Genomic DNA, 25,039 nt, shown 5'->3' with positions numbered 1-25,039 from the left:
ATGGCCGACCACGCCGCACCTCGGCCCTGGGTTGTCTGCGCGGGCATGGCACTGGAGAGCTACGACTGGGTGCTGTACGCGCTGCTCGTGTCTTATCTCTCGCCATCGTTCTTCGGCGGAGAAGTGCAGCGGTCCCTGGTCTACGGATTCGGCGTTTTCGCGGCAGGCTTCGTCGCCCGGCCATTGGGTGGAGTGGTGCTGGGTGGATTGGCCGACCAGCGGGGACGGCGCGTCGCGATGTTGATGTGCATCGCCGCAGCCGCTGTCGCATCCTACGGCATGGCGCTCACCCCGGATGCGCAGGCAATTGGGCCGGCCGCGGCAATCCTGATGCTGCTGTGGCGGTTGCTGCTCGGCGTCGCGCACGGGGGTGAGATGCCGGTCGCGCAGACCTATCTGTACGAGATGTCGCCACCCAGGCGCAGCGGGCTGTTCTCCAGCATGTTCTACACCTTCGGCAGTCTCGGGAAGCTTACCGCGAGCCTGGCCGTCGCCGCGCTGGCCTCGCTGTTCGGACCACAGGCGATGGTGGATGGAGCCTGGCGGATACCGTTCGCGGGCGGTGGCGTGGCAGCAACGGTGTTCTTCGTGTTGCGCCTGCGACTGCCTGACACGGTGATCCCCTCCAGCCGATCCGACCTGCGGCGCCTGTTTGCCCGGCGGAACAGTCTCGTTCCGCCGATGCTCGCCGTCTGTGGACTCACGGTCGGCGTCACCGCCGCCTACTATCTGTGGACGGCGGCGCCGACCAGTCACGCGCTCAGTGTGCTGAAGCTCCGCGACACTGTGGTGTTGTGGGCCGGTGCCAGTTCCACGGCCATCTTCGCACTGGTTCTTCCGTTGTTCGGCTGGATCGCGGACCGGGTCGGCGTGGCCAGAGTGTTCTTTTGCGGCACCGTGGCGTTGGGCGCGCTGACAATGCCACTGCGGTTGCTACTTGATCAGGCCAGCGCCTCCGTGTATTGGCTGGTCCTGATCATCGCCTCCATCTGCCTGGCGTCCGTGTGCTCGGTGCTACCCGCGGTGCTGGCGCGGCTGTTTCCACCGCAACATCGCACCCTCGGCCAGGGCCTGCCATACGGCCTCACGGTTGCCGCCTTCGGCGGCACAACCCCCTTCTTCGAGCAACTGAGCCGGCATACTCGCCTCGTGCTGCCGACATACGTGGTGGCGCTGCTCGCGGTGAGTGTCGTCACGATGCTGGTGCTGCAACGCGGTCCACGCTCAATCAGAAGGGACGGGCGCGCGTTGTAGGCATCGGTCGTCCGGTCACTCCGCAGCGTCGACCGGCGTGGTCGCCGCCGTGTCCTGCCCAGTCGGCCGAAGAATTGACGACGCGCTGGTCACTCCGGCTCCCCGTGCCGGCGGAGTGGCTGGGGTGCTGCCGGTGACGTCTCGACCTACGACGCCGACGGGGTCCGGCGTGCTGCCCGTGGAGCAGTACGTGGCCACCTTGGCCCGCAAACGCGTGGCCGCCGGGGTGCTGTTCCGGGATGCTCGCGGTCGGGTGCTGCTGGCCGAGCCTTCCTACAAGCCGAACTGGGAGATGCCCGGCGGCGCGTTGGAGGCCGACGAGGTCCCCTGGGCCGCCGCCGTCCGGGAGCTGGCCGAGGAACTGGGCTGGAGCGGGCCGCTGGGGCGGCTACTGGTTGTGGACTATGTACGGCCGCAGGACGGGCGCCCGGAGGGCGTGGTGTTCGTCTTCGACGGCGGCATGCTGGACGAGGTCGAGTTGGCGGCGATGGTGTTCCCGGACGGCGAGATCCGCTCCGCGAGGTCCAGACGCTCGGCGAGGCCCGTGACAAGGTGAAGCCGCTGCTGGCCGATCGCCTGGCGGCCGCGCTGGAGGCGGTCGAGCGGGGTGTGACCGTGCTGTGCGAGCGGGGACACCGCATCGCCTGAACAGGTCGCTCAGGAAGCAGGCGGTGTCCCCGCTCTCGGATGGTGTCAGGCGGTTGCCGCGGCGGATTCCGGCCCGGGGCGTCAGGTGTGCCTGGGTCCGGTCAGAGTCGCCGGGCGCGGGCGAGCCAGGCGAGCATGTCGGCGTGCGCGCCGACCTCGACGCGCAGGTATGCGGCGTCCTCCGGGTCGAAGACCACCGCGCGGTACCGGCTCGGCCGCAGGTCGTCCAGTTCCCACCCGTCGACGGCGAACGCGTCGCGGATCACGGAGTCGCTGATCCGCGGCCCGGTGCCGGGTTCGGCGTTGGAGAGCGCGAGCACGTGCACGAGTGCACCGGGGCGGCAGGCGGCATGCAGGCTGCGCACGTACCGGGCTCGGTCCTCCGGGCCGAACACGTGGAACAGCGCGCTGTCCACCACGGTGTCGAACCGCGGTGCGCCGCCCAGGTCGAGCGCGTCCGCGACCTCGAAGCGGGCGGCGATCCCGCGCGCGGCCGCGTTGGCCCGCGCCCGTTCCACGGCGTGCGGCGCGAAGTCCACGCCGAGCACGTCGTAACCGAGGCCGGCGAGGTGGATGGTGTGCTCTCCGGTGCCGCAACCGGCGTCCAGCACGGCGCCACGGATCCAGCCGCCCCGTTCCAGCGCCACGATCGCGGGCTGCGGCGCGTCGGTCACCCACGGCGGGGAGCCGTCCGCGTAGGCGGTGTCGAATGTGGACTGTGGAACCGTGTGTTCCATGGACGTTTCCTCCTCCGGTCGGGGCGGCACCGTCACTGGCGCGGTTGTGCCGGGGCGGGGCCTCCGCCAGTCTCGGACCTCGACCGCACTGGAGGTCAACCAACCGCCGACGTGCGATATGCCGTCAGTAGGGGAGCGCGCGCTTCGCCCCCGTCCTGGTCTTTCGCCGAACCGGGGCGCCGGGGACCGAACCAACGGGACAGCGCATCCGGCAGCGTGGCCCCCGAATCGTCCGTGCCCATCAGACGTACCCCGTCCGGGGCGGCCAGATCGTCGCCGTCCAGCGGATCCTGGCCGAGGAGAACGTCCGGCGAATGGCGGCGGGCGACAGGCCGCCGATGCGGCCGAGCCGGACGCCGTCGCCCGCGCCGATCAGGCGTTTAACCTGTTGCGCGACGGGCTCGGCCGCTACTACGCCTGAGCTCGCCGACGAAGGGGGCGGGATGGGCGCGATCGTGACGGCCGTGAGCCGCAGCGCGGAACACACCTTCAGCAAGCCGACGGAGCCGGTGATCCGGCTGCTGGCCGGCCTGGGCGTCGAGGGCGACGCGCACCTGGGGAAGACCGTTCAGCACCGCTCCCGGGTGGCGCGCGACCCGAGTCAGCCGAACCTGCGCCAGGTGCACCTGGTCCACGCCGAACTGCACGACGAGCTGCGCGCCGCCGGATTCGCCGTGTCCGCCGGGGAGATGGGGGAGAACGTCACCACCCGTGGCCTGGACCTGCTGGCGCTGTCCACCGGCACCCGGCTGCGGCTGGGCGAGACGGCCGTGGTGGAGCTGACCGGACTGCGCAACCCGTGCGTACAGCTCGACCGGTTCCAGCGCGGCCTGTTGGCGGCCGTGCTGGACCGCGACGAGGAGGGCAACGTCGTGCGCAAGGCCGGCGTCATGGGTGTCGTGCTCGCCGGCGGCGAGGTCCGCCCCGGCGACCCGATCCACGTCGAGCTGCCCGACCCGCCGCACCGCCGCCTCGAGCGGGTGTGACAGCCCCTCGCGGGTTGCTGCGGTGCCGCACTGGGCTGATCGGGTGGTCTGGCCGGGTGAGCGTCACGAGGTCTCGTTCGCGCCCGATGTAGAGCGCAAGAACGTCGGCAACCTCACCGGTCGTCGGTGGATCCTCCCGAAGTGGTGGCACGCGTGGGAATTGGGACGGTACTCGGCCTTGTGTACCTGGCCGGAATTGTCACGAGCGGGCTCGTCTATCTTCAGCGAGCCGGCTTCGGTGAGCTGAAATCCCGGGAGGGAGTCGACTGGCGCGAGTTCCTGCTGCCGAATATCCCGTATTTCGCGTTGACCCTGGCGAAGATGTTCGTGTGGCCGGCGGTGTTGCTGTTCTGGCTGGTCATGAAGATGCCGAGGTCCCCGTGGCGGGCGATCACCGACGACCACGGGCGCGCGGTCCGGCGCGTCACCAGAGTCGGTGGAGCGAACACAGGTCACTGACAGCCTGTTCCAGCACTGAGGAGGGTCGGCATGGCCGGCAAATGCAGCATGTGCCGCGGCAGTGGAAGGTGCTACCTGTGCGGCGGCACCGGAAAGAACAACGGCGGCACCGGCGGTTGCGTGATCTGCCGCGGAACCCGCAAATGCAACGTGTGCTACGGGACGGGCCGGGACACCGGCCTCTGACACTCGAGGCCCGTTAGGCCGGGCCCGGACCGCGCCGCACCGGTCGCGCCCGGCGGCCACCGCCCGCCGGGCGCGACCGGTGCGGCCCGACGTTCAGCGGCTGCCGAGCACGCCGTCGCGGCGGCGGGGGATGCCCAGCGGGTTGCTGTCCCGCAGCTCCGGCGGGAGCAGTTCCTGCGGCCAGGACTGGTAGCTGACCGGGATCAGCCAGCGGCGGATCGAGGTGGCGCCCACCGAGGTGTGCAGCGGGTTGGTGGTGGCCGGCCACGGTCCGCCGTGGTGCATCGCCCAGGCCACCGCGACGCCGGTCGGCCAGGCGTTGTAGATCAGCCGCCCGGCGATCCGGCGCAGCCGCTCGGCCACCCGCCCGGCGAGGTCGTGCTCGATCGGCTCGGCGTGCACGCTGCCGGTGAGCGTGCCGTTCAGCCGGCCGAGCACGTCCAGCAGGGTCTCCGGCTCGTCGTAGGTGACCACGATGCCGGCCGGTCCAAAGCACTCCTCGGTCAGCTTCTCCAGGTTCGCCACGAAGGTGTCCGCGTCCACCCGGAACAGCCGCGGTGTCGCGGACCAGCCGCCGTCCGGCTGCGCGCCGGTGGCCACCAGCTCGACCAGGTCGCTGGAGCCCAGACTGTCCACACCGGACTGGTAGGCGTCCCGGATCCGCTCGGCCAGCATGGGTCCGCCGCTGCTGCCGCGCACCGCCTCGGCCAGCGTGTCCACCAGTGACGGCGGGGCGAACAGCAGGCCGGGGTTGGTGCAGAACTGGCCGACGCCCATGGTCAGCGACTGGGCGTAGCCGGCGGCGATCTCGCCGGCGCGCCTGGCGGCGGCGTCCGGCAGCACCACGCACGGGTTGATGCTGCCCAGCTCGCCGTAGAACGGGATCGGCTCCGGCCGGGAGTTGGCCAGCTCGAACAGCGCCCTGCCGCCGCTGAATGAACCGGTGAAGCCGACCGCCTTGATCGAAGGGTGCCGCACCAGCCGCTTGCCGGCCTCGACGCCGTGCACGATGCCGAACACGCCGTCCGCAGCGCCGGCCGCCCGTAGCGCGTTCGCCACCACGTCGGCGGTGTCCTGAGAGGTGCCGGGGTGCGAAGGGTGCGCCTTGACCACCACCGGGCAGCCGGCGGCGAGCGCGGACGCGGTGTCCCCACCGGCTACGGAGAACGCGAACGGGAAGTTGCTCGCGGAGAACACCCCAACCGGGCCGAGCGGCTGCAGCATGCGCCGCAGGTCCGGGCGCGGCGGGACGATGTCCGGATTCGGCGAGTCGATGGTGGCCTCGACGTAGCTGCCCTCGTGCAGCACCTCGCCGAACAGCCGGAGCTGGTTGGTGGTGCGCTTCAGTTCGGTGGTCAGCCGGGGCCGGCCGAGCGCTGTCTCGGTGTCCGCGACCGCGATCAGCGCGTCCGCCGCGTCGTCCAGCGCGTCGGCCACGCGGTTCAGCATGGTGGCGCGTTCGGCGGCCGAGCGGGCCGACCACGGGCCGGCCGCCTCGGCGGCGGCACGGCAGACCGCGTCCACCCCGTCGTCCGAAGTGGACTCCACCGGGTCGCCGACCGGCTGCCCCGTCCTCGGGTCGTATCCCTGCACGGTCATTGACACTCCTTCACCGCGGTGTCGAAGTCCGGACCGCACCAGACGCCGCCAAGGTAACGCAGCGCCGGATCGGCGGGGTCGGGCACGCCGCGCTCGCCCAGAATCTCGGCCGCGAACCGCTCGGCGTCGTCCTGCGGCTCGTACCCGAGTGCCCGGGCCTCCCGCAGGGAAAACCACCGACGTGTGTTGTCCGACACGCCCCAGACGATCCGGAACCCCGGTGCCGGCGCGGCCAGGCACGCCTCGAACAGTCGGGCGCCGTCGTCCGGGGACAGCCAGGTCGCCAGCATCCGCACGTCCTTGGGACGCTCGAAGCACGAACCGATCCGGATGCAGATGATCTCCATGCCGTACCGGTCGGCGTACAGGCTGCCCAGCGCCTCCACAGCCACCTTGCTCACCCCGTAGTAGGTGTCCGGCCGGGGGAAGAGATAGTCGCTCGCCCGCTGGCCCTCCACCCGTGGCACGAAGCCGACGGCGTGGTTGGAGCTGGCCAGCACCACCCGGCGGACGCCGCGCCGCCGGGCCGCCTCCAGCACCGTGTAGGTGCCGTTGATGTTGGTCTCCAGCATGTCCGGCCACGGCCGCTCCAGGCTGTGCCCGCCGAGGTGGATCACCGCGTCCACATCGGAGCATGCGCCTTCCATGGCGGCCATGTCGGTGATCGACGCCTGCACCGTCTCGACCCGCTCCCCGTCCGCGGCGGGTGGCACCGCGGCGATGTCGAGCAGGCGCAGCACCCGGTCCGCTCGGGCGAGGCGCGGGCGCATCAGCGTTCCCACGCCGCCGGCGGCACCGGTGATCAGGATGCGTGCGGTCACGTCTCGGAACCCTCCTGCGTTGGGCGGGTGGCCGGTCGCGGCCACGCGCCGGCTTCCCGGTGACCCCGGCGGTCAGCGGGCAAGCTGGCGGAGCAGGTCGGTGATGGTGCGCGCGGCGTCCAGCAGCGCGGCGACGATCTGCCGCTCGTGCTCGCCGTCCAGCCGGGCGACCGGTACCGAGCAGCTCAGCGCGTCGATCACCGGGGTGCGGTAGGGCAGCGCGACGGCGAAGCAGCCGAGGCCGGGCGTGTTCTCCTCGCGCTCGTGCGCGTAGCCCTGCGCGCGGAACCGGGTGAGCTGGTCGTGCAGCGCGGCGCGGTCGGTGACGGTGTTCGGGGTGAGCGGGTCGAGCCGCTCCGGCAGCAGCGCGTCGACCTCCTCGGGGTCGCGCTCGGCGAGCAGCGCCTTGCCCAGCGAGGTGGCGTGCGCGGGCAACCGCCGGCCGACCCGGGACACCACCCGCAGGTGGTGCTCGGACTCCCGGCTGGCCAGGTAGACCACGTCGGAGCCGTCCAGTCGGGCCAGGTGCACGGTCTCGTTGACATCCTTGCGGAGCTGCTCCATCACCCGGATCGCCACCCGCACCACCGGGTCGTGGTCGAGGTAGGAGGTGCCGACGAGCAGCGCGCGGACCCCGATGCCGTAGCTGGACCGCTGCGGGTCCATCTCCACCCAGCCCCGGCTGACCAGCGTCTGCAGCAGCATGTACAGGCTGGACTTGGGGTAGTTGAGCGCCCGGTGCAGGTCGGTGAGGGTCATCGGGCGGTCCGACCGGGACAGCACCTCGAGCAGTTCGATCGTCCGGTCCGCCGACTTCACCGCCGCCGGGCGGGCCGGCGCGCCCGAGACGGCCGGCGTCTCCCCGGCGGCCACGGACGGCGGCGTGCCACCGGCAGCCGCCTGCTCGGTCAACTCCGCCCGCACCGGTTCAGCCACCTGGTCCTCCTTGCTCGTCCGCCCAGGCTCGCCGCCTCGGCTCCGCTCGGCACCGCGCGGCGATCCGCTCTTGACAGCCCGTGTGCCGATTCTTACAGTCCTGCGCAGTCGTTCACAAGGATGATACAAGTTCACATATATGAAATGCCGGAGGAGTGGGGTCACATGGGCGGCTGGTTCTCCCGTTCGCTTGCCTCCGCCCTGGCGGTCCTCGGTGCGGTGGCCATGGTCACCGGCTGCGCCAGCACCAACCCGGCGGCGCAGAAGGACCCGCACGCTCCGCTGGAGGTGTGGACGCGGAGCACGGACACGACCGCCAAGGTCTACCAGAAGATCTTCGCCGACTTCACCGCGAAGACCGGCATCCAGATCACCTACAAACCGGTCTTCACCGACTTCGACAAGCAGATCCAGCAGCGCGCCTCCGCCCGCAAGCTGCCCGACATCGTGATCACCGACTCCGGCTCGGTCGGCGTGTTCCGCACCCAGGGCCTGGCCACCCAGGTGGACCGGAACGCCATCGCCGGCGGCACCGACGTGGTCGACCGGGCCTGGGACAACGTGCGCGGCTCGGATGGCAGGTACTACGGCGTGCCGTTCTCCACCCAGGCGATGATGACGCTGATCCGCAGGGACTGGCGGGAGAAGCTGGGCCTGCCGGTGCCGAAGACCTGGGACGACCTGGTCAACCTGGCCAAGGCGTTCACCACCGGAGACCCGGACGGCGACGGCAAGCCCGACACCTACGGCATGCTCGTACCGGGCACCACCGACCGCGGCTACCTCGCCTGGTGGGCCTCCTCCTACCTGTGGCAGGGCGGCGGCGACATCCTCGCCGACGCCGGCGGCGGCCGGTACACCGTCGCGGTCGACTCGCCGGCCACCACCCGGGCCGTGCAGTGGCTGCGCGGGCTGTTCTGCGACAGCAGGGTGGTCAACCCGGGAGCGCTGACCCTGGGCACCAACGACGCCCACCCCTACTTCGAGGGCGGCAAGGCCGGCATCTACCTCACCGGGCCGTACATGTTCGGCCGGTTCGACAAGTCCCTGGGCAAGGACAGGTACGAGGTGGTGCCCGCCCCGGCCGGCCCGGCCGGCACCACGGTGCTCGGCGAGGGCGACGACATCTACCTGATGGCCGGCTCGGCCCGGCCCGCCGACCAGAAGAAGCTCGCCGAGTTCCTGATCAGCCCCGAGGCGCAGCGGATGGGCATGCGGGGCGACCCGCAGCCCGTGGTCCGGCTGCCGGTCAACAAGAACGTCGACGTACACGCCGTCTACCAGGACCCGCGCTGGGACCTGACCACGCAGCAGTACGCCATCGCGTCCCGCACCTTCCCGAACGTGCCGAACTTCCAACCCTTCCGGCAGCAGACCTCGGAGGCACTGAACAAGATCTTCGCCACCTGCACCACCGACGTGTCGGGTGAGCTGGGCAAGCTGGCCACCAGCCTGCGGCAGCAACTGCGCGACCAGGGGATCACGCAGTGACCAGCACCACCCTCGACACTCCCGGCGTGGGATCGACGGCTCAAGGCGGCGGCGCCGTCGACACCCACCCCGTGAGGCGGCGCCTCGTGCGCCGCCTCACGGGAACCCTCACGCCGTGGCTGTTCCTGGTGCCGGCGCTGGTGCTGTTCGCGCTGTTCAAGTTCGTGCCGATGGGCGAGGGCATCCGGCTGAGCCTGTACGACGTGCGGCCCTACCTCGGTGACGAGTGGGTGGGCCTGGCCAACTACCGCACGGTGCTCACCGATCCCCGGTTCCAGGACGCGGTCGGGCACACCCTGCTGCTCGCCGCCGGCACCACGCTCGGCTCCATGCTGATCGGGTTCGCGCTCGCCGTACTGCTGGAGGGCCACGCCCGGTCGCTGTGGTTCGTGCGCTCCGCGGTGTTCCTTCCGGTGGTCGCGGCCACCGCGGTGATCGGCGAGATCTGGCGGCTGCTGTACTACCCGGCGCCGAACGGGTTCCTCAACTCGCTGCTGTCCTGGGTGGGGTTGGGCCCGTGGCCGTTCCTGGACAGCCCGGACACCGCGCTGTGGTCGGTGATGGCGGTCGGCATCTGGAAGGGCGCGCCGTACGACATGGTGCTCATCCTCGCCGGGCTGGCCGGGATCGACCGGCAGCTCTACGAGGCCGCCGCGATCGACGGCGCCACCGTGGGCCAGCGGCTGCGGCACGTCACCCTGCCCGCGCTGCGGCCGGTGGTGACCATCCTGCTCACCCTCGCCGCGATCCGGGGGCTGCGCGTGTTCACCGAGGTCTACGTGCTCACCGGCGGTGGCCCGGCGGGGTCCACGGACGTGTGGATGACCCGCATCTACTCGCTGGGCTTCGAGCGCAACGAACTGGGGGTGGCCTCGGCGGGCTCGGTGGTCCTCTTCCTGGTCACCTTCCTGCTCACGGTGATCATCCGGATCTACCGCGGCCGGCGGGAGGCGACGGTCCGGTGAGCGGCGCGGCGAAGCGGTGCGACACCGCGCTGGGCTGGTCGGCAGGCCGGGTCACGGTGGCCGGCCGGGCGCTGCTGTGCGCGGTGGCGGTGCTGGTGTTCTGCGGCCCGCTGGTCACCGTGTTCTCCGGCGCCTTCGACAACACCATCGACCCGACCCGGCTGTCCCTGCTGCCCGGCCACCCCTCGCTGGTGAACTTCCGGGTGGCCGGCGCCAGGGGCATCTGGCACTACCTGGCCAACTCGCTGATCGTGGCCGGGGGAGCGCTGCTGCTGCAGGTCGCGGTGAGCGTGTTCGCCGCGTACGCGCTGGCGCGCAAGCGGTTCCGCGGCCAGGCGCTGGTGCTGCTGGCCATCCTGACCACCATGATGCTGCCCGAGGAGGTCATCGCGATCCCGCTATCGCTGGTCCTCGGGGACGTGCCGGTGGTACACGCCAACCTGCGCGGCACCCTGCTCGGTGTGATCCTGCCGCTCGGCGCCTGGGGGTTCGCCATCTTCGTCATGACGGAGTTCATGAAGGAGATCCCGGTCGAGCTGGAGGAGGCCGCCCGGGTGGACGGCGCGGGCGAGCTGCGGATCTTCGCGCGCATCGTGCTGCCGCTGTGCCGGCCGGCGCTCGGGGTGATCGCGGTGTTCGGCTTCACCATGATCTGGGAGCAGTACCTGCTGCCGCTGATCGTGGCCACCGACCCTTCCGGGTTCACGCTGACCGTGGCGCTGGCCTCGCTGCGTTCCGACGACCAGGTCGGTCCCGGCGTGGTGCTGGCCGGCGCGCTGCTGGCGTTGCTGCCCAGCCTGCTGGTCTACCTCTCGCTGCAGAAGTCGTTCCTCGCGGGGATCACCACGGGGGCGATCAAGGGATGATCGCCGGGACGGGGATATCGGGTATGCGATTCGACGGGGTGCTGTTCTTCCCGGTGACGCCGTTCGACGCGGCGGGTGAGCTGGCCGAGGACGCGCTCGCCGAGCACGTCAAGCACGGCGTGTCCGCCGGGCCGGGCGGGGTGTTCGTGGCCTGCGGGACGGGGGAGTTCCACGCGCTGGAGCCGGCGGAGTTCGAGCGGGCGGTGCGGGTGGCGGTGGAGGCCACCGCCGGCCGGGTGCCGGTGTTCGCCGGTGCCGGCGGGGCGCTGCCGCTGGCGGTGCGGTTCGCCGAGGCCGCGGAACGGGCCGGCGCCGACGGCCTGCTGCTGCTCCCGCCGTACCTGGTGGCCAGCCCGCCCGCCGGGCTGGTCCGCTGGGTGACCGCGGTGACCGGGCGGACCAGCCTGCCGGCCATCGTCTACCAGCGCACCAACGCCGTGTTCACCCCGGACACCGCGGCCGAGGTGGCCGAACTGCCCGGCGTGGTCGGCTTCAAGGACGGGCTGGGCGACCTCGACCTGATGCAGCGCATCGTGCTCGCCGTCCGCGACCGCGTCGGCGGCCCGTTCCCGTTCTTCAACGGCCTGCCCACCGCCGAGATGACCGTGCCGGCCTACCGGGGCATCGGCGTCGAGCTGTACTCGTCGGCGGCGTTCTGCTTCGTCCCCGAGGTGTCCCTGGCCTTCTACCGCGCGGTGACCGCTGGCGACACCGCCACCACCGAGCGGCTGCTCACCGAGTTCTACCGACCGCTGGTCGAGCTGCGGGACACCGTGCCCGGCTACGCCGTCTCGCTGGTCAAGGCCGGGGTCCGGCTGCGCGGCCTGGACGTCGGCGGGGTCCGCCCGCCGCTGATCGATCCCACCCCGGCACACCTGGCCGAGCTGGACCGCCTGATCGCCCGCGGCCTGCGACTCGTGGAGGACCACGCATGAAGATCCGGGACGTTGTGCTCACGCCGGTGGCCTTCGCCGACCCGCCGCTGCTCAACTCCGCCGGCGTGCACGAGCCGTGGGCGCTGCGCACCATCGTCGAGGTGCACACCGACGAGGGCATCAGCGGCCTCGGCGAGACCTACGGCGACCAGGAACACCTGGACCGGCTGCGCGCCGTCGCGCCGCACCTGGTCGGGCTGGACGTGTTCGCCGGCAACGCCATGCACGCGCGGGTCGCCGCGGCCCTGGGCGGCGCCACCGGGCACGACATGCACGGGCTGACCGGGCAGATCACCGCTGCCGGCACGGTGGACCGGGTGTTCTCCCCGTTCGAGGTGGCCTGCCTGGACATCCGGGGCAAAGCGCTCGGCCGGCCGGTGTGCGACCTGCTCGGCGGCGCGGTCCGGGACGCCGTGCCGTACAGCGCGTACCTGTTCTACAAGTGGGCCGGCCACCCCGGTGCCGAACCGGACACCTGGGGCGAGGCGCTGGGCCCGGACGGCATCGTCGCCCAGGCCCGGGCCATGGTGGAGCGATACGGATTCGGCTCGATCAAGCTCAAGGGCGGGGTGTTCTCGCCGGAGCAGGAGATCGAAGCCATCCACGCGCTCCGGGACGCCTTCCCGAACCACCCGCTGCGGCTGGACCCCAACGCGGCATGGACGGTCGAGACGTCGGTCAAGGTGGCCGAGGCGCTGGACGGGGTGCTGGAGTACCTGGAGGACCCGACACCCACCATCGAGGGCATGGCCGAGGTCGCCAGGCGCACCCCGATGCCGCTGGCCACCAACATGTGCGTGGTCGCCTTCGAGCACCTGCCGCCCGCGGTCGCCCGGAACGCGGTGCAGGTCGTGCTCTCCGACCACCACTACTGGGGCGGGCTGCACCGCTCCCACGAGCTTGCCGCGATCTGCCGCACCTTCGGCATCGGGCTGTCCATGCACTCCAACTCGCACCTGGGCATCAGCCTGGCCGCGATGACCCACCTGGCCGCCGCCACCCCGAACCTGGACTACGCCTGCGACACGCACTACCCGTGGAACCGCGCGGACGACGTGGTCCGGCCCGGCGCGCTGACCTTCACCGGCGGCGCGGTGCCGGTGCCCACCACGCCCGGCCTCGGCGTCGAACTGGACCGGGACACCCTGGCCCGGCTGGCGGAGAACTACCGCACCTGCGGGGTGCGCACCCGGGACGACACCGGGTACATGCGCACCGTGGACCCGAGCTACGCGAGGAAACGGCCGCGGTGGTAAGCACGGTGGCGCATGCCTACCCGTGGGACCTGGTCGGCGACCCGGCCGCCGCGGAGCGGATCGCCGGGCTCGGCGTGGACGCGGTGGCGCTCGCCGCGTCCTACCACACCGTGCGGGCCGCCACCCCGCTGCACCCGGCGCACCGCGTGGTGGACGCCCGGCACGCCGCGTTCTACCTGCCCGTGCGCGAGGAGGCGTGGCGGGGCCGGCGGCTGGTCCCCGCCGCACCGTCCTGGGTGGACGGTCCGGACCCGTTCGGCGCGGCCGCCTCGGCGCTGCGCGCCGCCGGGTTGCCGGTGTACGCGTGGACGGTGCTCACGCACTCGAGCCGGCTGGGCGTGGCGCACCCGGAGCTGACCGTGCGCAACGCCTTCGGTGACCGCTACCCGTACGCGCTGTGCCCGGCCAACGGCGACGTGGCCGAGTACTGCGCCACGCTGGTCGGCGAGATCATCCACATCGGACAGCCGGACGGAATGGTGCTGGAGGCGTGCGGGCCGCTCGGCTTCGTGCACGGCGGGCACCACGAGAAGACCGACGGCGCCGAATGGACCCCGGCCCAGCAGAAGTTGCTGTCCCTGTGCTGCTGCGCCGGCTGCGCGGCGCGGTACGCGGGCGCCGGGATCGACGTGGCCGAGCTGCGCGCCGCGATCCGGTCCGGAGTGGACGGTGGGGCCACGGACGTGGCGGCCGCGCTCGGCACGCTCACCCCGGCGGTTTCCGCGGTGCGCACCGGGCTTGCCGGGGACCTGCGCCGGCTCCTGGTCGGCGAGATCCGCCGGCTGGCGCCCGACACGCGGATCGTGCTGCACGCCAGCGCCGACCCGTGGGCCACCGGGCCGTTCGCCACCGTTGCACCCGCGGTGGACGCCCAGGTGGACGTGCTCACCGCGACCTGCTGGACCGGGCCGGAGCAGAGCCTGCCCGGCCTGCGCGCGCTGCGCGCGGTGGCCGGCCCGGACGCGCGCCTCGCCGGCTACCTGCTCGCCCTGCCGCCGCGCCCGGCGGACGGCGCGGCACTGCTGGCCGAGATGCGCCGCTACGCCGACGCGGGTGTCGCCGAGTTCCACCTGTACCACGCCGGGCTGGCCGAGCCCGCCCAGCTGGTCGCGATGCGCGACGCGGTCGCCGGTATCGGCGCCTCGCTGTCCGGGTAACGGCCGCGGCGTGCAACCCCGGGGCGCCCCGGTCGCGTCCTTTCGGCATGAGACGCCTCAGGCATGATGTGGACGTCACGCGGTTTCGCTCCCGCCGACCAGGCACCCGCACGGCCGGTGGCGCGCCGGGGAAGTGCCGCGCGGGCATCCTGGCCGGCGTGGCAGCCGTGCTGCTCGCCGTGCTGGTCGGTGCCTGCGGCGGCAGGCAGGGCGGCCAGGTCGGCCCGGGAGCCCAACTGCCGGTCGCTCCTCCGTCGAGCAGCTCGACGCCGGCGGCGGTACCCCCGGCGCCCAACGGTGGCGTGCCCGTCACGCAGAGCCAGGTGAACGCCGCCGCACTCCCCGCCGAGTACCCGAGGAAGGTGTGGACCGAGGGCGACGGCCGCACCCTTGTCGCGTACGGTCAGGAGGGTGGCTGCGGCAAGGTCCGCGCCGACCTCGCCGAGCAGAGCGCCACCACGGTGCGGATCGTTTTCGTGGAGACGGTGCCCAAGGTGGACCGGCCGTGCACGATGGACCTCCGTTACCCGCCGCTGACCGTGCGGCTGGACCAGCCGCTCGGCAGCCGCACCGTCGTCCTCCAATCCCGCACCGACAAGGTCTGACAGCCCTTTCCGGAACCGGACCCGTGAGCCATGTCCCCTCCCCCAGGTGCCCCGCCGGCCCCCGGCGGGGCACCGCCCCGCGTGCCGGCGGCACGGCGCCGAGCCGGCGCCGCGGACAACCTCGGCGCCGTCCGCTCCGTCCTTCCGGCATGAGACGTTGGACAGTGCTTGCCGCGGGTGCGCTACTGGTCCTGGCTGCGGGCTGCGGGCCGTCCGGGATACCGGGCGCCGGGCCGACCGGCGCGCCCGGCACCGGTGCGCCGGGCACCGGAATCCCGAGCGCCCCGCCCGGCACCGGGACGAGCCCCGCGCCGATCCCGCCGCCGGTAGGCACCGGCGCTCCCGCTCCCCCCGGCGTCCCACCGGCCGCCGGGGGAAGCCCGGTGCCGGCCGATCGGGTGGACGCCAACGGCCTACCGCCGGCGGAGCGCACCGGGGTGTGGACCGCGGACGGCGGGCGGACCGTCGGCATACAGGAGGAGCAGACCGGCTGCACCACGCTGCGCCTCGACGTGGTCGACCAGAACCCGCAGCAGGTGCGGCTGGTGCTGGTGAGCACCACCACCACACACCAGTTCTGCCCGCACTACGTCCGGCAGGTGTCCGTCACCGCCGCCCTGGCCGCGCCGCTCGGCGACCGGACCGTGGTACTGACCTCCCGCAGCGAGACCCGGTGACGCGGGCCGCCGCCCGCCGGCACACCAGCGGCGGGCGGCGGGACGGGTCGGGTCAGCGGCGGAAGGAGATCTGCAGGGTCGGCTGGCCGGACTCGGCGAAGAAGTCGTTGCCCTTGTCGTCGACCACCACGAAGGCCGGGAAGTTCTCCACCTCGATCTTCCACACGGCCTCCATGCCTAGCTCCGGGTACTCGAGCACGTCGACCTTCCGGATGCAGTCCTGGGCCAGCCGGGCCGCCGGGCCGCCGATCGAGCCGAGGTAGAACCCGCCGTGCTTCCGGCACGCCTCGACCACCTGGCGGGACCGGTTGCCCTTGGCCAGCATCACCAGCGACCCGCCGGCGGCCTGGAACTGCTCCACGTAGGAGTCCATCCGGCCGGCCGTGGTGGGCCCGAACGAGCCGGAGGCGTAGCCGTCCGGGGTCTTCGCGGGGCCCGCGTAGTAAACCGGGTGGTCGCGCAGGTACCGCGGCATCGGCTCGCCGGCGTCCAGCCGCTCCTTGATCTTCGCGTGCGCGATGTCCCTGGCCACCACGAGCGGGCCGGTCAGCGACAGCCGGGTCTTCACGGGCAGCCTGGACAGCGTCGCCCGGATCTCGTCCATCGGCCGGGTCAGGTCGATCGGCACCACGTCGTCGGAGAGCTGCTCGTCGTGCACCTCGGGCAGGAACCGGGCCGGGTCCCGCTCGAGCTGCTCCAGGAACACCCCCTCCGGGGTGATCTTCGCCTTGGCCTGCCGGTCGGCCGAGCAGGACACCGCGATGCCCACCGGGCAGGACGCCCCGTGCCGGGGCAGCCGGATCACCCGCACGTCGTGGCAGAAGTACTTGCCGCCGAACTGCGCGCCGATGCCGAACTGGCGGGTCATCTCGAGCACCTGCTGCTCGAGGTCGACGTCCCGGAAGCCGTGCCCGAGCGGGGAACCCTCGGTGGGCAGGGTGTCCAGGTAGCGCGCCGAGGCCAGCTTGGCCACCTTGAGGTTGTACTCGGCGGACATGCCGCCGACCACGATCGCCAGGTGGTACGGCGGGCACGCCGCGGTGCCCAGCGAGCGCAGCTTCTCGTCCAGGAACCGCGCCAGCCGGCTCGGGTTCAGCACCGCCTTGGTCTCCTGATACAGGAACGTCTTGTTGGCGCTACCGCCGCCCTTGGCGAGGAACAGGAAGTCGTAGCGCGGCTCGGTGCCGCCGGCCGCGTACAGCTCGATCTGGGCGGGCAGGTTGGTGCCGGTGTTGCGCTCCTCCCAGAAGTTCAGCGGCGCCATCTGCGAGTAGCGCAGGTTGAGCTGCTGGTAGGCGTCGAAGATGCCGCGGGAGAGCGCCTGCTCGTCGGCGCCGCCGGTGAGCACCGTCTCGGTGCGCTTGCCGATGACGATGGCGGTGCCGGTGTCCTGGCACATCGGCAGCACGCCGCCGGCCGAGATGCAGGCGTTGCGCAGCAGGTCGGTGGCCACGAACCGGTCGTTGGGGCTGGCCTCCGGGTCGTCCACGATCGCCCGGAGCTGGGCCAGGTGCGAGGGGCGCAGCAGGTGCTGGATGTCCCTGATCGCCTCGGTGGCGAGCCGGCTCAGGGCGGCCGGTTCGATCTCCAGGAACTGCCGTCCCGCCGCGGAGACGAGTCGAACGCCGTCCGGCGAGACCAACCGGTACTCCGTGTGGTTGTCCGGGCCGATCGGCAGCACGTCGGTGTACTGGAACGTCGTGGTCGTGGCGGTCACGTTCGCGGGCTCCCTCGCACGCGGTCAGGTACGGAAGGACGGTACCCCGCGCCGGCCGGCACGCCACGGAAGGCGAGATGTGATCCCTGTCCGGGCCGCCGACGGCGGCGACCCGCCGGGCCGCGACCGCCACAAGGCCGACCCGTCCAACCGGTCCCGCGACGGCCGGAGCGACCCCGAACATGTCGGGAGGCCGGGCCGGCCCCCGACCGTCCCGACCTCCCGGGGAAGGCGACCACGGAGCGTGATGGGTAGCCCGCGTCGCGTCGTCTGTCCGCCAAAGACCGTGCCGTGACCCGCGACACAAGTCAATGCGGCCGAACGGAACTACTTCGCTGGGCCGAATGGTCCAGCGGCCTCGTCAGCTCGCGTACGCGCGCAGCCGCTCCGCCCGGTCGCCCTGCCGGAGCTTCGCCATCACCTCGCGCTCGATCTGCCGCACGCGCTCCCGCGACAGGCCGAACCGCTTACCGATCTGGTCCAGCGTCTTGGGCTGACCGTCCTCCAGGCCGTACCGCAGCCGGATCACCGCCTGCTCGCGCTCGTCGAGCGTGGCCAGCACCCGCTGCAGGTCGTCCTGGAGCAACCCGGAGATCACCGCGCTCTCCGCGTCCGTGGCCTCGCCATCCTCGATGAAGTCGCCCAGGGGAGCGTCCTCGTCGGTGCCCACCGGCATGTCCAGGCTCACCGGGTCCCGCGCGTGGTCCAGCAGGTCGGCCACCTTCGACGCCGGCAGGCCGCACTCCCTGGCCAGCTCCTCGTGGGTGGCCTCGCGCCCGAGCTGCTGGTGCAGGTCCCGCTTCACCCGCGCCAGCTTGTTGACCTGTTCCACCAGATGCACCGGAAGCCGGATGGTCCGGCCCTGATCCGCCATTCCGCGGGTGATGGCCTGCCTGATCCACCAGGTGGCGTAAGTCGAGAACTTGTAGCCCTTGGTGTAGTCGAACTTCTCGACCGCGCGGATCAAACCCAGGTTGCCTTCCTGGATCAGGTCCAACAGCGGCATTCCCCGACCGGTGTAACGCTTCGCGAGTGAAACGACCAGCCGAAGGTTCGCCTCCAGCAGGTGGTTCTTGGCCGCTTGGCCGTCGCGGACGAGTTGCTCCAGCTCGTCGCGACGCTTGGGGGAGAGGCGCTTCGCCGTCTCCAGCATGTGCTGGGCGAACACCCCTGCCTCGATCCGCTTGGCGAGGTCGACCTCCTCCGCCGCGGTGAGCAGGGCTGTCCGGCCGATCCCGTTCAGGTAGACCCGTACCAGGTCGGCGGCGGGCCCCTGAGCGTCGAGATCAGCCTCGGCGGTGACCTCCGGGTCATAATTCTGCGGGACGGTCATGGTGCTCCCTCCCCTGTCGCGGGCGTGCGGGCGCGTCACACACCGGCGCGGCGCTGCGCGGCGAGCCTTACGGCGGGGCCATCCAGGAGGGGATACCCGCCGCCTTCGGGCTGGACACTGTGGGGAACGAGTGCGATTCCGAATTCGTTCCCGAGTTCCTCACCCAGCAAGACGTTGCAGCGGTCACAGCGGTTGCGGTCAGAAACTGAGGATCACCTGAGAAGAGCTGAGTGTTTGCTGAGACGGAAAACGTCCGGCCGCTCGGGTGTCCCGCGTGTGGAGGTTCCGGCTTCGGCCGGAGCCGGCGGTCACACCTCGACCAGCACCGTGAACGGGCCGTCGTTGACGCTCTCCACCGCCATCATCGCGCCGAACCGCCCGGTCCGCACCCGCGCGCCGCGTGCCCGCAGCGCCTTCACCACGGCCTCCACCAGCGGCTCGGCCTGCTCCGGCCGGGCGGCCTGGGTCCAGGACGGCCGGCGGCCCTTGCGGGTGTCCCCGTACAGCGTGAACTGGCTGACCACGAGGAGTGGCGCCCCGGCCGTGGCGCAGGACTGCTCGTCCCGCAGGATGCGCAGCTCGTGCAGCTTCCGCGCGATGGTCTCCGCCTGCTCCACCGTGTCGTCCCGGTGCACGCCGAGCAGCACCAGCAGCCCCGGCTCGTCGATCGCCCCGACGACCTCGCCGTCCACCCGGACGCTGGCCCGGCTCACCCGCGCGGCCACCGCTCGCATCCCCGTCGCCCTCCTCACCGTGCGCCACACCCCGGCGGCTCTTCAGGGTCGCGCACCGCCGGGATCAGCCGGCGAGCGGGGCGGGCAGCAGCATGCCGTGCCGGACCAGCTCCCGGATCACCGGAACCGCGGTGCGCGCCAACTCCTCGGTCGGCGCGTCATGCCCGGCGGCGAGCAGCGCCAGCAGGTCGGTCAGGGGCAGCGCGCCGCGGCACCCGGCCAGCAGTGCGGCGACCAGGTCGTCCACCTCGTGCTGCCAGCCGGGGCCGTCCATCCGGTGCAGCCGGCGCACCACCGGGCGCCACCCCTCGTCACCGGCGGAGGACACCTCCTCCAGCATCACGCTGGGCGGCACCACGAACCGGGTGGCGAGCAACTCGTCCGGGGCGCCGTGGTCGCGCAGCCAGGCGACCCGGTCCAGCCAGCCGGCGGTCTCCGGGCCGAGCGGGTCGTCGTAGGCGTGCCGCAGGTCCTCGCACACCACCTCGCCGCCGGTGGCGCCGGTGCGGCGCAGCGTGACGAACCCGAAACCGATGCCGTCCACCTTCTGCTCGGCGAACCAGTCCAGCCAGGCCGCCGCCTTGCGCCGGCCCTCGGGGGAGACCGGGTCCACGCCGGCGTCGCGCAGCCAGGTGCCCACGTACATCGCCGGGTCGGCGATGTCCCGCTGCACGAACCAGGCATCCACCCCACCGCCCGGCGGCAGCCACCGGGTCACCCGGTCGGCCCAGTCCTGGCCGCGCACGTGCAGCCAGGACGCGAGCAACTGGCCCACCCCGCCGTCGGTGAGGAACGCCGGGAGCTGCCGGATGACCAGCGCGCTCGCGTCGTCCCCGGCCAGCCCGGAGTCCCGGTACACGTAGTCCACCCGCGGCGGGCCGACCACGAACGGCGGATTGGTGACCACCTGGTCGAACCGGCGGCCGGCCACCGGCGTGAACCACTCGCCGCGGCGCGTCTCCACGTCCAGCTCGTTGAGCCGGAAGGTGGCCTCGGCCAGGGTGAGCGCCCGCTCGGACACGTCGGTCGCGGTGATCCGCGCGGCGTGCCGGCTGGCGTGCAGCGCCTGCACCCCGCAGCCGGTGCCCAGATCCAGCAGCGTGCCCACGGGCCGTCGCGCGGTGGCCCGGATCAGGCTCATCGAGGCGTGGCCGACGCCGAGCACGTAGTCCGGCGGGACCTCGCCCAGCTCGCCCCGGCCGCGCCGCGGCTCCGGGTCCAGGTCCGAGACGACCCACCAGGAACCCTGCTCGTCGCCGTGCGGCCGCACGTCCAGCGCGGCCAGGTAGCCGTCCCCGTTCCGGCGCAGCAACCCGGCCCGCACCGCGTCCTCCACGCCGAGCGGGTGCAGCGCGGCCCGCACGGCCGGCTCCGGTTCGGTGTCGCCGAGCAGGAACAGCCGCATCAGCGTGCCCAGCTCGCCCGCGTCCCTGGTGGCCCGCGAGGCCGGCTCCGGCTCGCCGCGGCCGAGCGCGGCGTGCGCGTGCGGGCCGAGCAGGTCGACCACCCCGTCGGCGTCGTAGCGGGCGGCGCGGAAGGCGTCCCGGAGGCGGGCGCAGACATCCGCGGAAAGATCCGGCAGCACGGGAGAATGCTTGCACGCCCGGGCCGGGTTCGCTCTCCGTGACGGGCGGCGGTCAGCCGGGCAACTCGCCGCGGAGTTCGGCCACCGCCAGCGCGAGCGCCATGGCCAGCCGGTCCCGCGCCCGGTCCAGGGGCAGCGCGGTGACCTCGGCCATCCGGTTCAGCCGGTAGCGCAGCGTGTTCGGGTGTACGGACAGCGCGGCGGCAGCGGCCCGCACGTCGCCCTGCGCGTCCAGCCAGGCCCGCAGCGTGGCCGCGTACCGGGTGCCGTACGCGACGTCGTGCGCGATCAGGTCGGCTACCGGGCCCCTGGTCGGCACCCGCCCCGCGTCGGCCGCGGCGACCAGCCGCCGCAGCAGCACCCGCGACCAGGACTCGTCGTAGACCACGGGGGCGGCGCCGGCGTCCTCGGCCGCGTGCAGGGCCAGGCACTCGTCCGCCTCCCGCCGGGACGTGGGCAGCTCGGCGGCGTCGGCGGGACCGCCGACGCCGGCCCGCAGCTCCGCCTCGGCGGGCAGCTCCCGGGCCAGCGACAGCACCCACGTCCGGGCCGGTTCGGGGTCGTCGCCGCAGGGCAGCACGGTGTAGAGCACGTTGCCGAACAGGGCGCTGCGGCCTGGCCGGGACCAGCCGAACCCGGCGGTGGCCCGCTGGAAGGCGAGCAGCGCGGCGCCGTGCTCGCTCTCGCCGGCGTGCGCCTGCACGGCGATCACCCGCAGATCGGTCGCGGGCAACCCCAGCCGGGTCAGCGCGGCCGACGCGCCCGGCGCCGCGTCCAGCAGGCTGATCACCAGGTCGGCCTCCACCTGCCGTTCCAGGTCGCTGGACGCCCTGGCGCGCAGCAGGTGCAGCGCGGCGGTGCGCGCGCCGTCCACCAGCGCGGCCGCCCGCTGCTCGCTGACCGGCTCGTCCACCTCCACCCACACCGAGCCGAGCAGTTCCCGCCCGGCCCTTACCGCGGCGACCAATCGGGCGCCCAGGGCCTCGGTGAGCTGCGGCACGAACAGCGGCTGGTCCGAGCAGGCCAGGTGCCGGAACACGCCGTAATCCTCCTGGGCCCGGCGCACGTCCTCGGGCACCCGGCGACCCATGATCGTGCTGATCCGGGCCGGGTCCACGTTCTGCTGGCGGTAGGAGTAGGCCAGCACCCGGGACTGCTGGTCCTCGATGGTGACCGGGCCGCCGACTACCGCGGCGATCGCGTCGGCCAGCGCGAACAGGTCGCCGGGCGCCTCGGTGGAGAACTGGTGACCGCCGAGCACCAGGGTTTGCACCGCGCTCGCCACCTGCGCCCACGGCACGTCCCGCTCCACCAGCAGCACGGCGGCCCCGGAGCGGCGGGCGGCTGCGCACACCCGCTCGTCCAGCGGGGGTTGGCCGTGCAGCAGCACCGCGGCCGCCTGGGTCTCGCCGACCAGCCGGGCCGCCCCGCTCACCGAGCCGATGCCCAGGCCGAGCAGCACGTCGTCGGCGGCGGCGGGCGCGGGTTCCGCCGGATCGTGCAGGGCGACGCCGCGTAGCTCCACCGCCCGGCCACGCGGGGCGCAACACAGGTGCGTGCCGAGGCTGCCCAGCACGTCGACCAGCCGGTCAAGGGTGACCACGCGAACCTCGCCGACCAGGAGGAACCGCCATCGCGCCGATCGTAGCCACCGACCGTCACGCAGGGCTTTGGCCGGACCCGTCTGCGGCGCCGGGATGCCACGCGCGCGTGACGCGCGCACCCTGGAGGACGCTGCCAGCGTGACGATCGGCGGCCCGTCGGTGGGAGTCGCAGGCTCGCGGCCACGAAGGAGAGACCATGACGGGGTTGGCGGACGGGGTACTCGGCGGGCTGGACGGCATGCTCGGTGACCTGGAGGAGTGTTACGTCGACCTGCACCGCCACCCGGAGCTGTCCTACCAGGAGATCCGCACCGCCGCGCGGGTGGCCGAGCGGCTGGCGGGGCTCGACTACCGGGTGACCACCGGGGTGGGCGGGACCGGGGTGGTGGGGGTGCTCGACAACGGGCCGGGGCCCACGGTGCTGCTGCGCGCCGACATGGACGCGCTGCCCGTCGCGGAGTTGACCGGGCTGCCCTATGCGAGCACGGCCACCGCGATCGACGGGGACGGCCGCCGGGTGCCGGTGATGCACGCCTGCGGCCACGACATGCACGTCACCTGGCTGCTCGGCGCCGCGAGGCTGCTCGCCGCGGCACGGGCGGACTGGCGGGGCAGCGTGGCCGTGGTGTTCCAGCCGGCCGAGGAGTTCGGCGGCGGCGCGCAGGCCATGGTCGACGACGGGCTGTTCGAGCTGGTCGGCGTGCCGGACGTGGTACTGGGCCAGCACGTCGCGCCGGCACCGGCGGGCATGGTGCTGTGCCGGGCCGGCACCATCATGGCGGCCAGCGACTCGGTGCTGGTCCGGCTGTTCGGCCGGGGCGGGCACGGGTCGCGGCCGGAGACCACGGTGGATCCGGTGGTGATGGCGGCGGCCACCGTGCTGCGGCTGCAGACGGTCGTGTCCCGGGAAATCGCGGCCACCGACGCGGCCGTGGTCACCGTGGGCGCGATCAACGCGGGCACCCAGGACAACGTCATCCCGTCCGAGGCCGAGCTGCGGGTCAACGTGCGCAGCTTCGACCAGCAGGTCCGCCGCCGGGCGCTGGCCGCGGTGGAGCGGATCGTGCGGGCCGAGGCCACGGCCTCCGGGGCGCCGCGCGAGCCGGAGATCACCGTCACGAACTCCTTCCCGATCACCGTGAACGACGAGCCGGCGACCCTCCGGTTGACGGCCGCGTTCACCGACCACTTCGGGGCGGACCGGGTGGTCGAGGCGCCGCTCGCCACCGGTAGCGAGGACTTCGGGGTGCTCGGCGACGCGTGCGGGGCTCCCTCGGTGTTCTGGTTCGTCGGCGGCATCGACGCCGCCGCGTTCGCCGAGGCCGAGGCCACCGGGCGACTGGAGACCGACGTGCCGTCGAACCACTCGCCGCACTTCGCGCCGGTGCCGCACCCGACCATCGCCACCGGGGTGCGAGCGCTGGTGGCGGCCGCGCTGGCCTGGTTGCGCGACGGGCCTGGGGACCGGGCCCGGGCCTGACGAGGGCGACTTGGCGATCGAAGCCGAATCCGTGCTGTCGGATGTCGCCTCGTGGTGGGACGATGGACCCGTCAGCCTGTTCCGGGACTGGACTGACCCGCGATGACGGGCACGTGATCGCGGCGCGCGTTCGGGAACAGGCACAGACGTCCGAGGCGGAGGTGGTGTCGTGAAAGGCGCCGGGCAGCGGGACGGCACCCCGGTCCTGATCACCGAGGCGGCGCCCTCCTTCGACGACCAGCATGCGGCGCGGCGGCGCAAGTACGCGATCATGATGGCGTTGCGTATCCCGTGCCTGATCCTGGCCGGCGTGTTCTACCAGACGTGGTGGCTGGCGGTGCTGTTCGTGCTGCTGTCGGTGCCGTTGCCGTGGATGGCGGTGCTGATCGCCAACGACCGGCCGCCACGCAGGTCCGAGAAGGTCAACCGGTTCCGGCTGCGGGCGCGGGAACTGGAGGCGCGGGAACACCACGTCATCGGGGAATGAGCCGCCACCCGTGGGTGCGGTGGATCGCTCGTGGGCCCGAGGGTGTGTGCGGCATCATGGACCCATGAGCTCTCCGACCCAGACGTTGCCCGACGTCGACACTCGTCCCGAGGGCACCGACCGCACCGGGGACGACACCCCGAAGATGTTCCACTACGTGCGGAAGAACAAGATCGCGGAAAGCGCGGTCATGGGCACGCACGTGGTGGCGCTGTGCGGCGAGGTGTTCCCGGTGACCCGCTCACCCAAGCCGGGTTCTCCGGTCTGCCCCGAGTGCAAGCGGATCTACGAGATGCTGCCACCCGGCGGCGACGGCGATAGCTGACCTGCGCAAACGGTTCCGTGAGATGCCGGGCCGACGCGGCTTGTCCCGTGGCTGTCCCGCGCCTGTCCGGCGGGCTGCGTCCGTACCCGGTCGAGATGCTGCCCCAGGTCCGCACGTGGTCAACGCCGCCCCTGGACACGGCGATCAGTAGACGATCGAACCTCTCTCGCAGGACCCGCCCTCGGCCGGCGGTTGC

Annotated in this window: 24 protein-coding genes; 15 read left to right on the top strand and 9 right to left on the bottom strand. The window is 72.6% G+C overall.

Annotation, left to right across the window (positions count from 1 at the left end):
- Together FFT21_RS22985 and FFT21_RS22980 are read left to right on the top strand one after the other, a co-directional pair.
- Positions 1-1,254 carry an MFS transporter gene (locus tag FFT21_RS22985; RefSeq protein WP_137816009.1) on the top strand — a complete coding sequence of 418 codons (1,254 nt, stop codon included), beginning with the start codon at positions 1-3 and terminating at the stop codon, positions 1,252-1,254.
- A 133-nt stretch (positions 1,255-1,387) separates the two neighbouring features.
- Complete coding sequence (locus FFT21_RS22980) at positions 1,388-1,810, top strand: NUDIX domain-containing protein (protein WP_225978664.1); 423 nt, start codon at positions 1,388-1,390, stop codon at positions 1,808-1,810.
- A 193-nt stretch (positions 1,811-2,003) separates the two neighbouring features.
- Here the strand turns inward: FFT21_RS22980 and FFT21_RS22975 are convergent, their stop codons facing one another.
- Positions 2,004-2,639 (bottom strand): class I SAM-dependent methyltransferase, encoded by a 636-nt coding sequence (locus tag FFT21_RS22975; protein ID WP_137816008.1) that lies wholly within the window; start codon positions 2,637-2,639, stop codon positions 2,004-2,006.
- Positions 2,640-3,103: 464 nt separating this feature from the next.
- Here FFT21_RS22975 and FFT21_RS22970 point away from each other — a divergent pair, with 464 nt between their 5' ends.
- Both FFT21_RS22970 and FFT21_RS22965 read left to right on the top strand, forming a co-directional pair.
- On the top strand, positions 3,104-3,625 hold the full coding sequence (locus FFT21_RS22970; protein ID WP_225978663.1) for an MOSC domain-containing protein: 522 nt from the start codon (positions 3,104-3,106) through the stop codon (positions 3,623-3,625).
- Between the two features lie 141 nt (positions 3,626-3,766).
- Complete coding sequence (locus FFT21_RS22965; RefSeq protein ID WP_137816006.1) at positions 3,767-4,084, top strand: hypothetical protein; 318 nt, start codon at positions 3,767-3,769, stop codon at positions 4,082-4,084.
- A gap of 279 nt (positions 4,085-4,363) precedes the next feature.
- On the opposite strand, the gene FFT21_RS22960 is transcribed toward FFT21_RS22965, so the two are convergent.
- From FFT21_RS22960 to FFT21_RS22950, 3 genes are all read right to left on the bottom strand, one after another.
- Positions 4,364-5,869 carry an aldehyde dehydrogenase (NADP(+)) gene (locus tag FFT21_RS22960; protein WP_137816005.1) on the bottom strand — a complete coding sequence of 502 codons (1,506 nt, stop codon included), beginning with the start codon at positions 5,867-5,869 and terminating at the stop codon, positions 4,364-4,366.
- The gene (locus FFT21_RS22955; RefSeq protein WP_137816004.1) at positions 5,866-6,690 is read right to left on the bottom strand and encodes an NAD-dependent epimerase/dehydratase family protein; all 825 of its coding nucleotides are present in this window, start codon (positions 6,688-6,690) and stop codon (positions 5,866-5,868) included. Before FFT21_RS22955 ends, FFT21_RS22960 begins: the two co-directional genes overlap by 4 nt.
- A 72-nt stretch (positions 6,691-6,762) precedes the next feature.
- A complete protein-coding gene (locus FFT21_RS22950; RefSeq protein WP_225978662.1) occupies positions 6,763-7,626 on the bottom strand; it encodes an IclR family transcriptional regulator in 864 nt (287 codons plus the stop codon).
- 165 nt (positions 7,627-7,791) lie between these two features.
- Here FFT21_RS22950 and FFT21_RS22945 point away from each other — a divergent pair, with 165 nt between their 5' ends.
- The 8 genes from FFT21_RS22945 (at position 7,792) to FFT21_RS22910 (ending at position 15,578) form a co-directional block, all read left to right on the top strand.
- Positions 7,792-9,117, top strand: coding sequence for an ABC transporter substrate-binding protein (locus FFT21_RS22945; RefSeq protein WP_192909698.1), 1,326 nt, complete (start codon positions 7,792-7,794; stop codon positions 9,115-9,117).
- Positions 9,118-9,203: 86 nt separating this feature from the next.
- The gene (locus FFT21_RS22940) at positions 9,204-10,082 is read left to right on the top strand and encodes a carbohydrate ABC transporter permease (RefSeq protein WP_225978661.1); all 879 of its coding nucleotides are present in this window, start codon (positions 9,204-9,206) and stop codon (positions 10,080-10,082) included.
- A complete protein-coding gene (locus tag FFT21_RS22935) occupies positions 10,079-10,948 on the top strand; it encodes a carbohydrate ABC transporter permease (RefSeq protein WP_137816002.1) in 870 nt (289 codons plus the stop codon). The genes FFT21_RS22940 and FFT21_RS22935 overlap by 4 nt, the downstream gene beginning before the upstream one ends.
- Before the next feature lie 23 nt (positions 10,949-10,971).
- Positions 10,972-11,883 carry a 5-dehydro-4-deoxyglucarate dehydratase gene (locus tag FFT21_RS22930; RefSeq protein ID WP_137816001.1) on the top strand — a complete coding sequence of 304 codons (912 nt, stop codon included), beginning with the start codon at positions 10,972-10,974 and terminating at the stop codon, positions 11,881-11,883.
- Positions 11,880-13,139: a glucarate dehydratase family protein gene (locus FFT21_RS22925; protein WP_137816000.1), complete on the top strand. Its 1,260-nt coding sequence runs from the start codon at positions 11,880-11,882 to the stop codon at positions 13,137-13,139. The genes FFT21_RS22930 and FFT21_RS22925 overlap by 4 nt, the downstream gene beginning before the upstream one ends.
- On the top strand, positions 13,133-14,296 hold the full coding sequence (locus FFT21_RS22920; protein WP_137815999.1) for a hypothetical protein: 1,164 nt from the start codon (positions 13,133-13,135) through the stop codon (positions 14,294-14,296). Before FFT21_RS22925 ends, FFT21_RS22920 begins: the two co-directional genes overlap by 7 nt.
- A gap of 158 nt (positions 14,297-14,454) precedes the next feature.
- Positions 14,455-14,901 (top strand): hypothetical protein, encoded by a 447-nt coding sequence (locus FFT21_RS22915; RefSeq protein ID WP_225978660.1) that lies wholly within the window; start codon positions 14,455-14,457, stop codon positions 14,899-14,901.
- 383 nt (positions 14,902-15,284) lie between these two features.
- On the top strand, positions 15,285-15,578 hold the full coding sequence (locus FFT21_RS22910; protein WP_137815998.1) for a hypothetical protein: 294 nt from the start codon (positions 15,285-15,287) through the stop codon (positions 15,576-15,578).
- A gap of 52 nt (positions 15,579-15,630) precedes the next feature.
- Here FFT21_RS22910 and FFT21_RS22905 read toward each other — a convergent pair whose 3' ends face one another.
- The 5 genes from FFT21_RS22905 to FFT21_RS22885 form a co-directional block, all read right to left on the bottom strand.
- Positions 15,631-17,295 (bottom strand): fumarate hydratase, encoded by a 1,665-nt coding sequence (locus FFT21_RS22905; RefSeq protein ID WP_137815997.1) that lies wholly within the window; start codon positions 17,293-17,295, stop codon positions 15,631-15,633.
- 361 nt (positions 17,296-17,656) lie between these two features.
- Positions 17,657-18,628: a sigma-70 family RNA polymerase sigma factor gene (locus tag FFT21_RS22900; protein ID WP_137815996.1), complete on the bottom strand. Its 972-nt coding sequence runs from the start codon at positions 18,626-18,628 to the stop codon at positions 17,657-17,659.
- Between the two features lie 308 nt (positions 18,629-18,936).
- The gene (gene dtd / locus FFT21_RS22895) at positions 18,937-19,362 is read right to left on the bottom strand and encodes a D-aminoacyl-tRNA deacylase (RefSeq protein ID WP_137815995.1); all 426 of its coding nucleotides are present in this window, start codon (positions 19,360-19,362) and stop codon (positions 18,937-18,939) included.
- Positions 19,363-19,426: 64 nt separating this feature from the next.
- Positions 19,427-20,944 carry a DUF7782 domain-containing protein gene (locus FFT21_RS22890; protein WP_137816023.1) on the bottom strand — a complete coding sequence of 506 codons (1,518 nt, stop codon included), beginning with the start codon at positions 20,942-20,944 and terminating at the stop codon, positions 19,427-19,429.
- A gap of 55 nt (positions 20,945-20,999) precedes the next feature.
- On the bottom strand, positions 21,000-22,550 hold the full coding sequence (locus tag FFT21_RS22885; protein WP_137815994.1) for a PucR family transcriptional regulator: 1,551 nt from the start codon (positions 22,548-22,550) through the stop codon (positions 21,000-21,002).
- Between the two features lie 197 nt (positions 22,551-22,747).
- Here FFT21_RS22885 and FFT21_RS22880 point away from each other — a divergent pair, with 197 nt between their 5' ends.
- The 3 genes from FFT21_RS22880 to FFT21_RS22870 all read left to right on the top strand — a co-directional run bounded on the left by FFT21_RS22880 (position 22,748) and on the right by FFT21_RS22870 (position 24,843).
- On the top strand, positions 22,748-24,031 hold the full coding sequence (locus FFT21_RS22880; RefSeq protein ID WP_137815993.1) for an amidohydrolase: 1,284 nt from the start codon (positions 22,748-22,750) through the stop codon (positions 24,029-24,031).
- Between the two features lie 169 nt (positions 24,032-24,200).
- Positions 24,201-24,518, top strand: coding sequence for a DUF3099 domain-containing protein (locus FFT21_RS22875; protein WP_137815992.1), 318 nt, complete (start codon positions 24,201-24,203; stop codon positions 24,516-24,518).
- A 64-nt stretch (positions 24,519-24,582) separates the two neighbouring features.
- Entirely contained in the window at positions 24,583-24,843 is a 261-nt protein-coding gene (locus tag FFT21_RS22870; protein ID WP_137815991.1) for a DUF3039 domain-containing protein, read from the top strand.
- Positions 24,844-25,039: the final 196 nt, after the last annotated feature.

Origin of the sequence: Gandjariella thermophila, from assembly GCF_005405885.1 — a bacterium.
GTDB lineage: Bacteria > Actinomycetota > Actinomycetes > Mycobacteriales > Pseudonocardiaceae > Gandjariella > Gandjariella thermophila.
This window is presented reverse-complemented; position numbering and strand designations above follow the sequence as displayed.

What these genes read in the sequence shown, in the direction of transcription:
- FFT21_RS22870 (WP_137815991.1), top strand. Translation starts at nt 24,583, where the DNA reads ATGAGCTCTCCGACCCAGACGTTGCCCGACGTCGACACTCGTCCCGAG.
- FFT21_RS22900 (WP_137815996.1), bottom strand. Translation starts at nt 18,628, where the DNA reads ATGACCGTCCCGCAGAATTATGACCCGGAGGTCACCGCCGAGGCTGAT.
- FFT21_RS22985 (WP_137816009.1), top strand. Translation starts at nt 1, where the DNA reads ATGGCCGACCACGCCGCACCTCGGCCCTGGGTTGTCTGCGCGGGCATG.
- FFT21_RS22960 (WP_137816005.1), bottom strand. Translation starts at nt 5,869, where the DNA reads ATGACCGTGCAGGGATACGACCCGAGGACGGGGCAGCCGGTCGGCGAC.
- FFT21_RS22975 (WP_137816008.1), bottom strand. Translation starts at nt 2,639, where the DNA reads ATGGAACACACGGTTCCACAGTCCACATTCGACACCGCCTACGCGGAC.
- FFT21_RS22945 (WP_192909698.1), top strand. Translation starts at nt 7,792, where the DNA reads ATGGGCGGCTGGTTCTCCCGTTCGCTTGCCTCCGCCCTGGCGGTCCTC.
- FFT21_RS22930 (WP_137816001.1), top strand. Translation starts at nt 10,972, where the DNA reads ATGCGATTCGACGGGGTGCTGTTCTTCCCGGTGACGCCGTTCGACGCG.
- FFT21_RS22925 (WP_137816000.1), top strand. Translation starts at nt 11,880, where the DNA reads ATGAAGATCCGGGACGTTGTGCTCACGCCGGTGGCCTTCGCCGACCCG.
- FFT21_RS22880 (WP_137815993.1), top strand. Translation starts at nt 22,748, where the DNA reads ATGACGGGGTTGGCGGACGGGGTACTCGGCGGGCTGGACGGCATGCTC.
- dtd (WP_137815995.1), bottom strand. Translation starts at nt 19,362, where the DNA reads ATGCGAGCGGTGGCCGCGCGGGTGAGCCGGGCCAGCGTCCGGGTGGAC.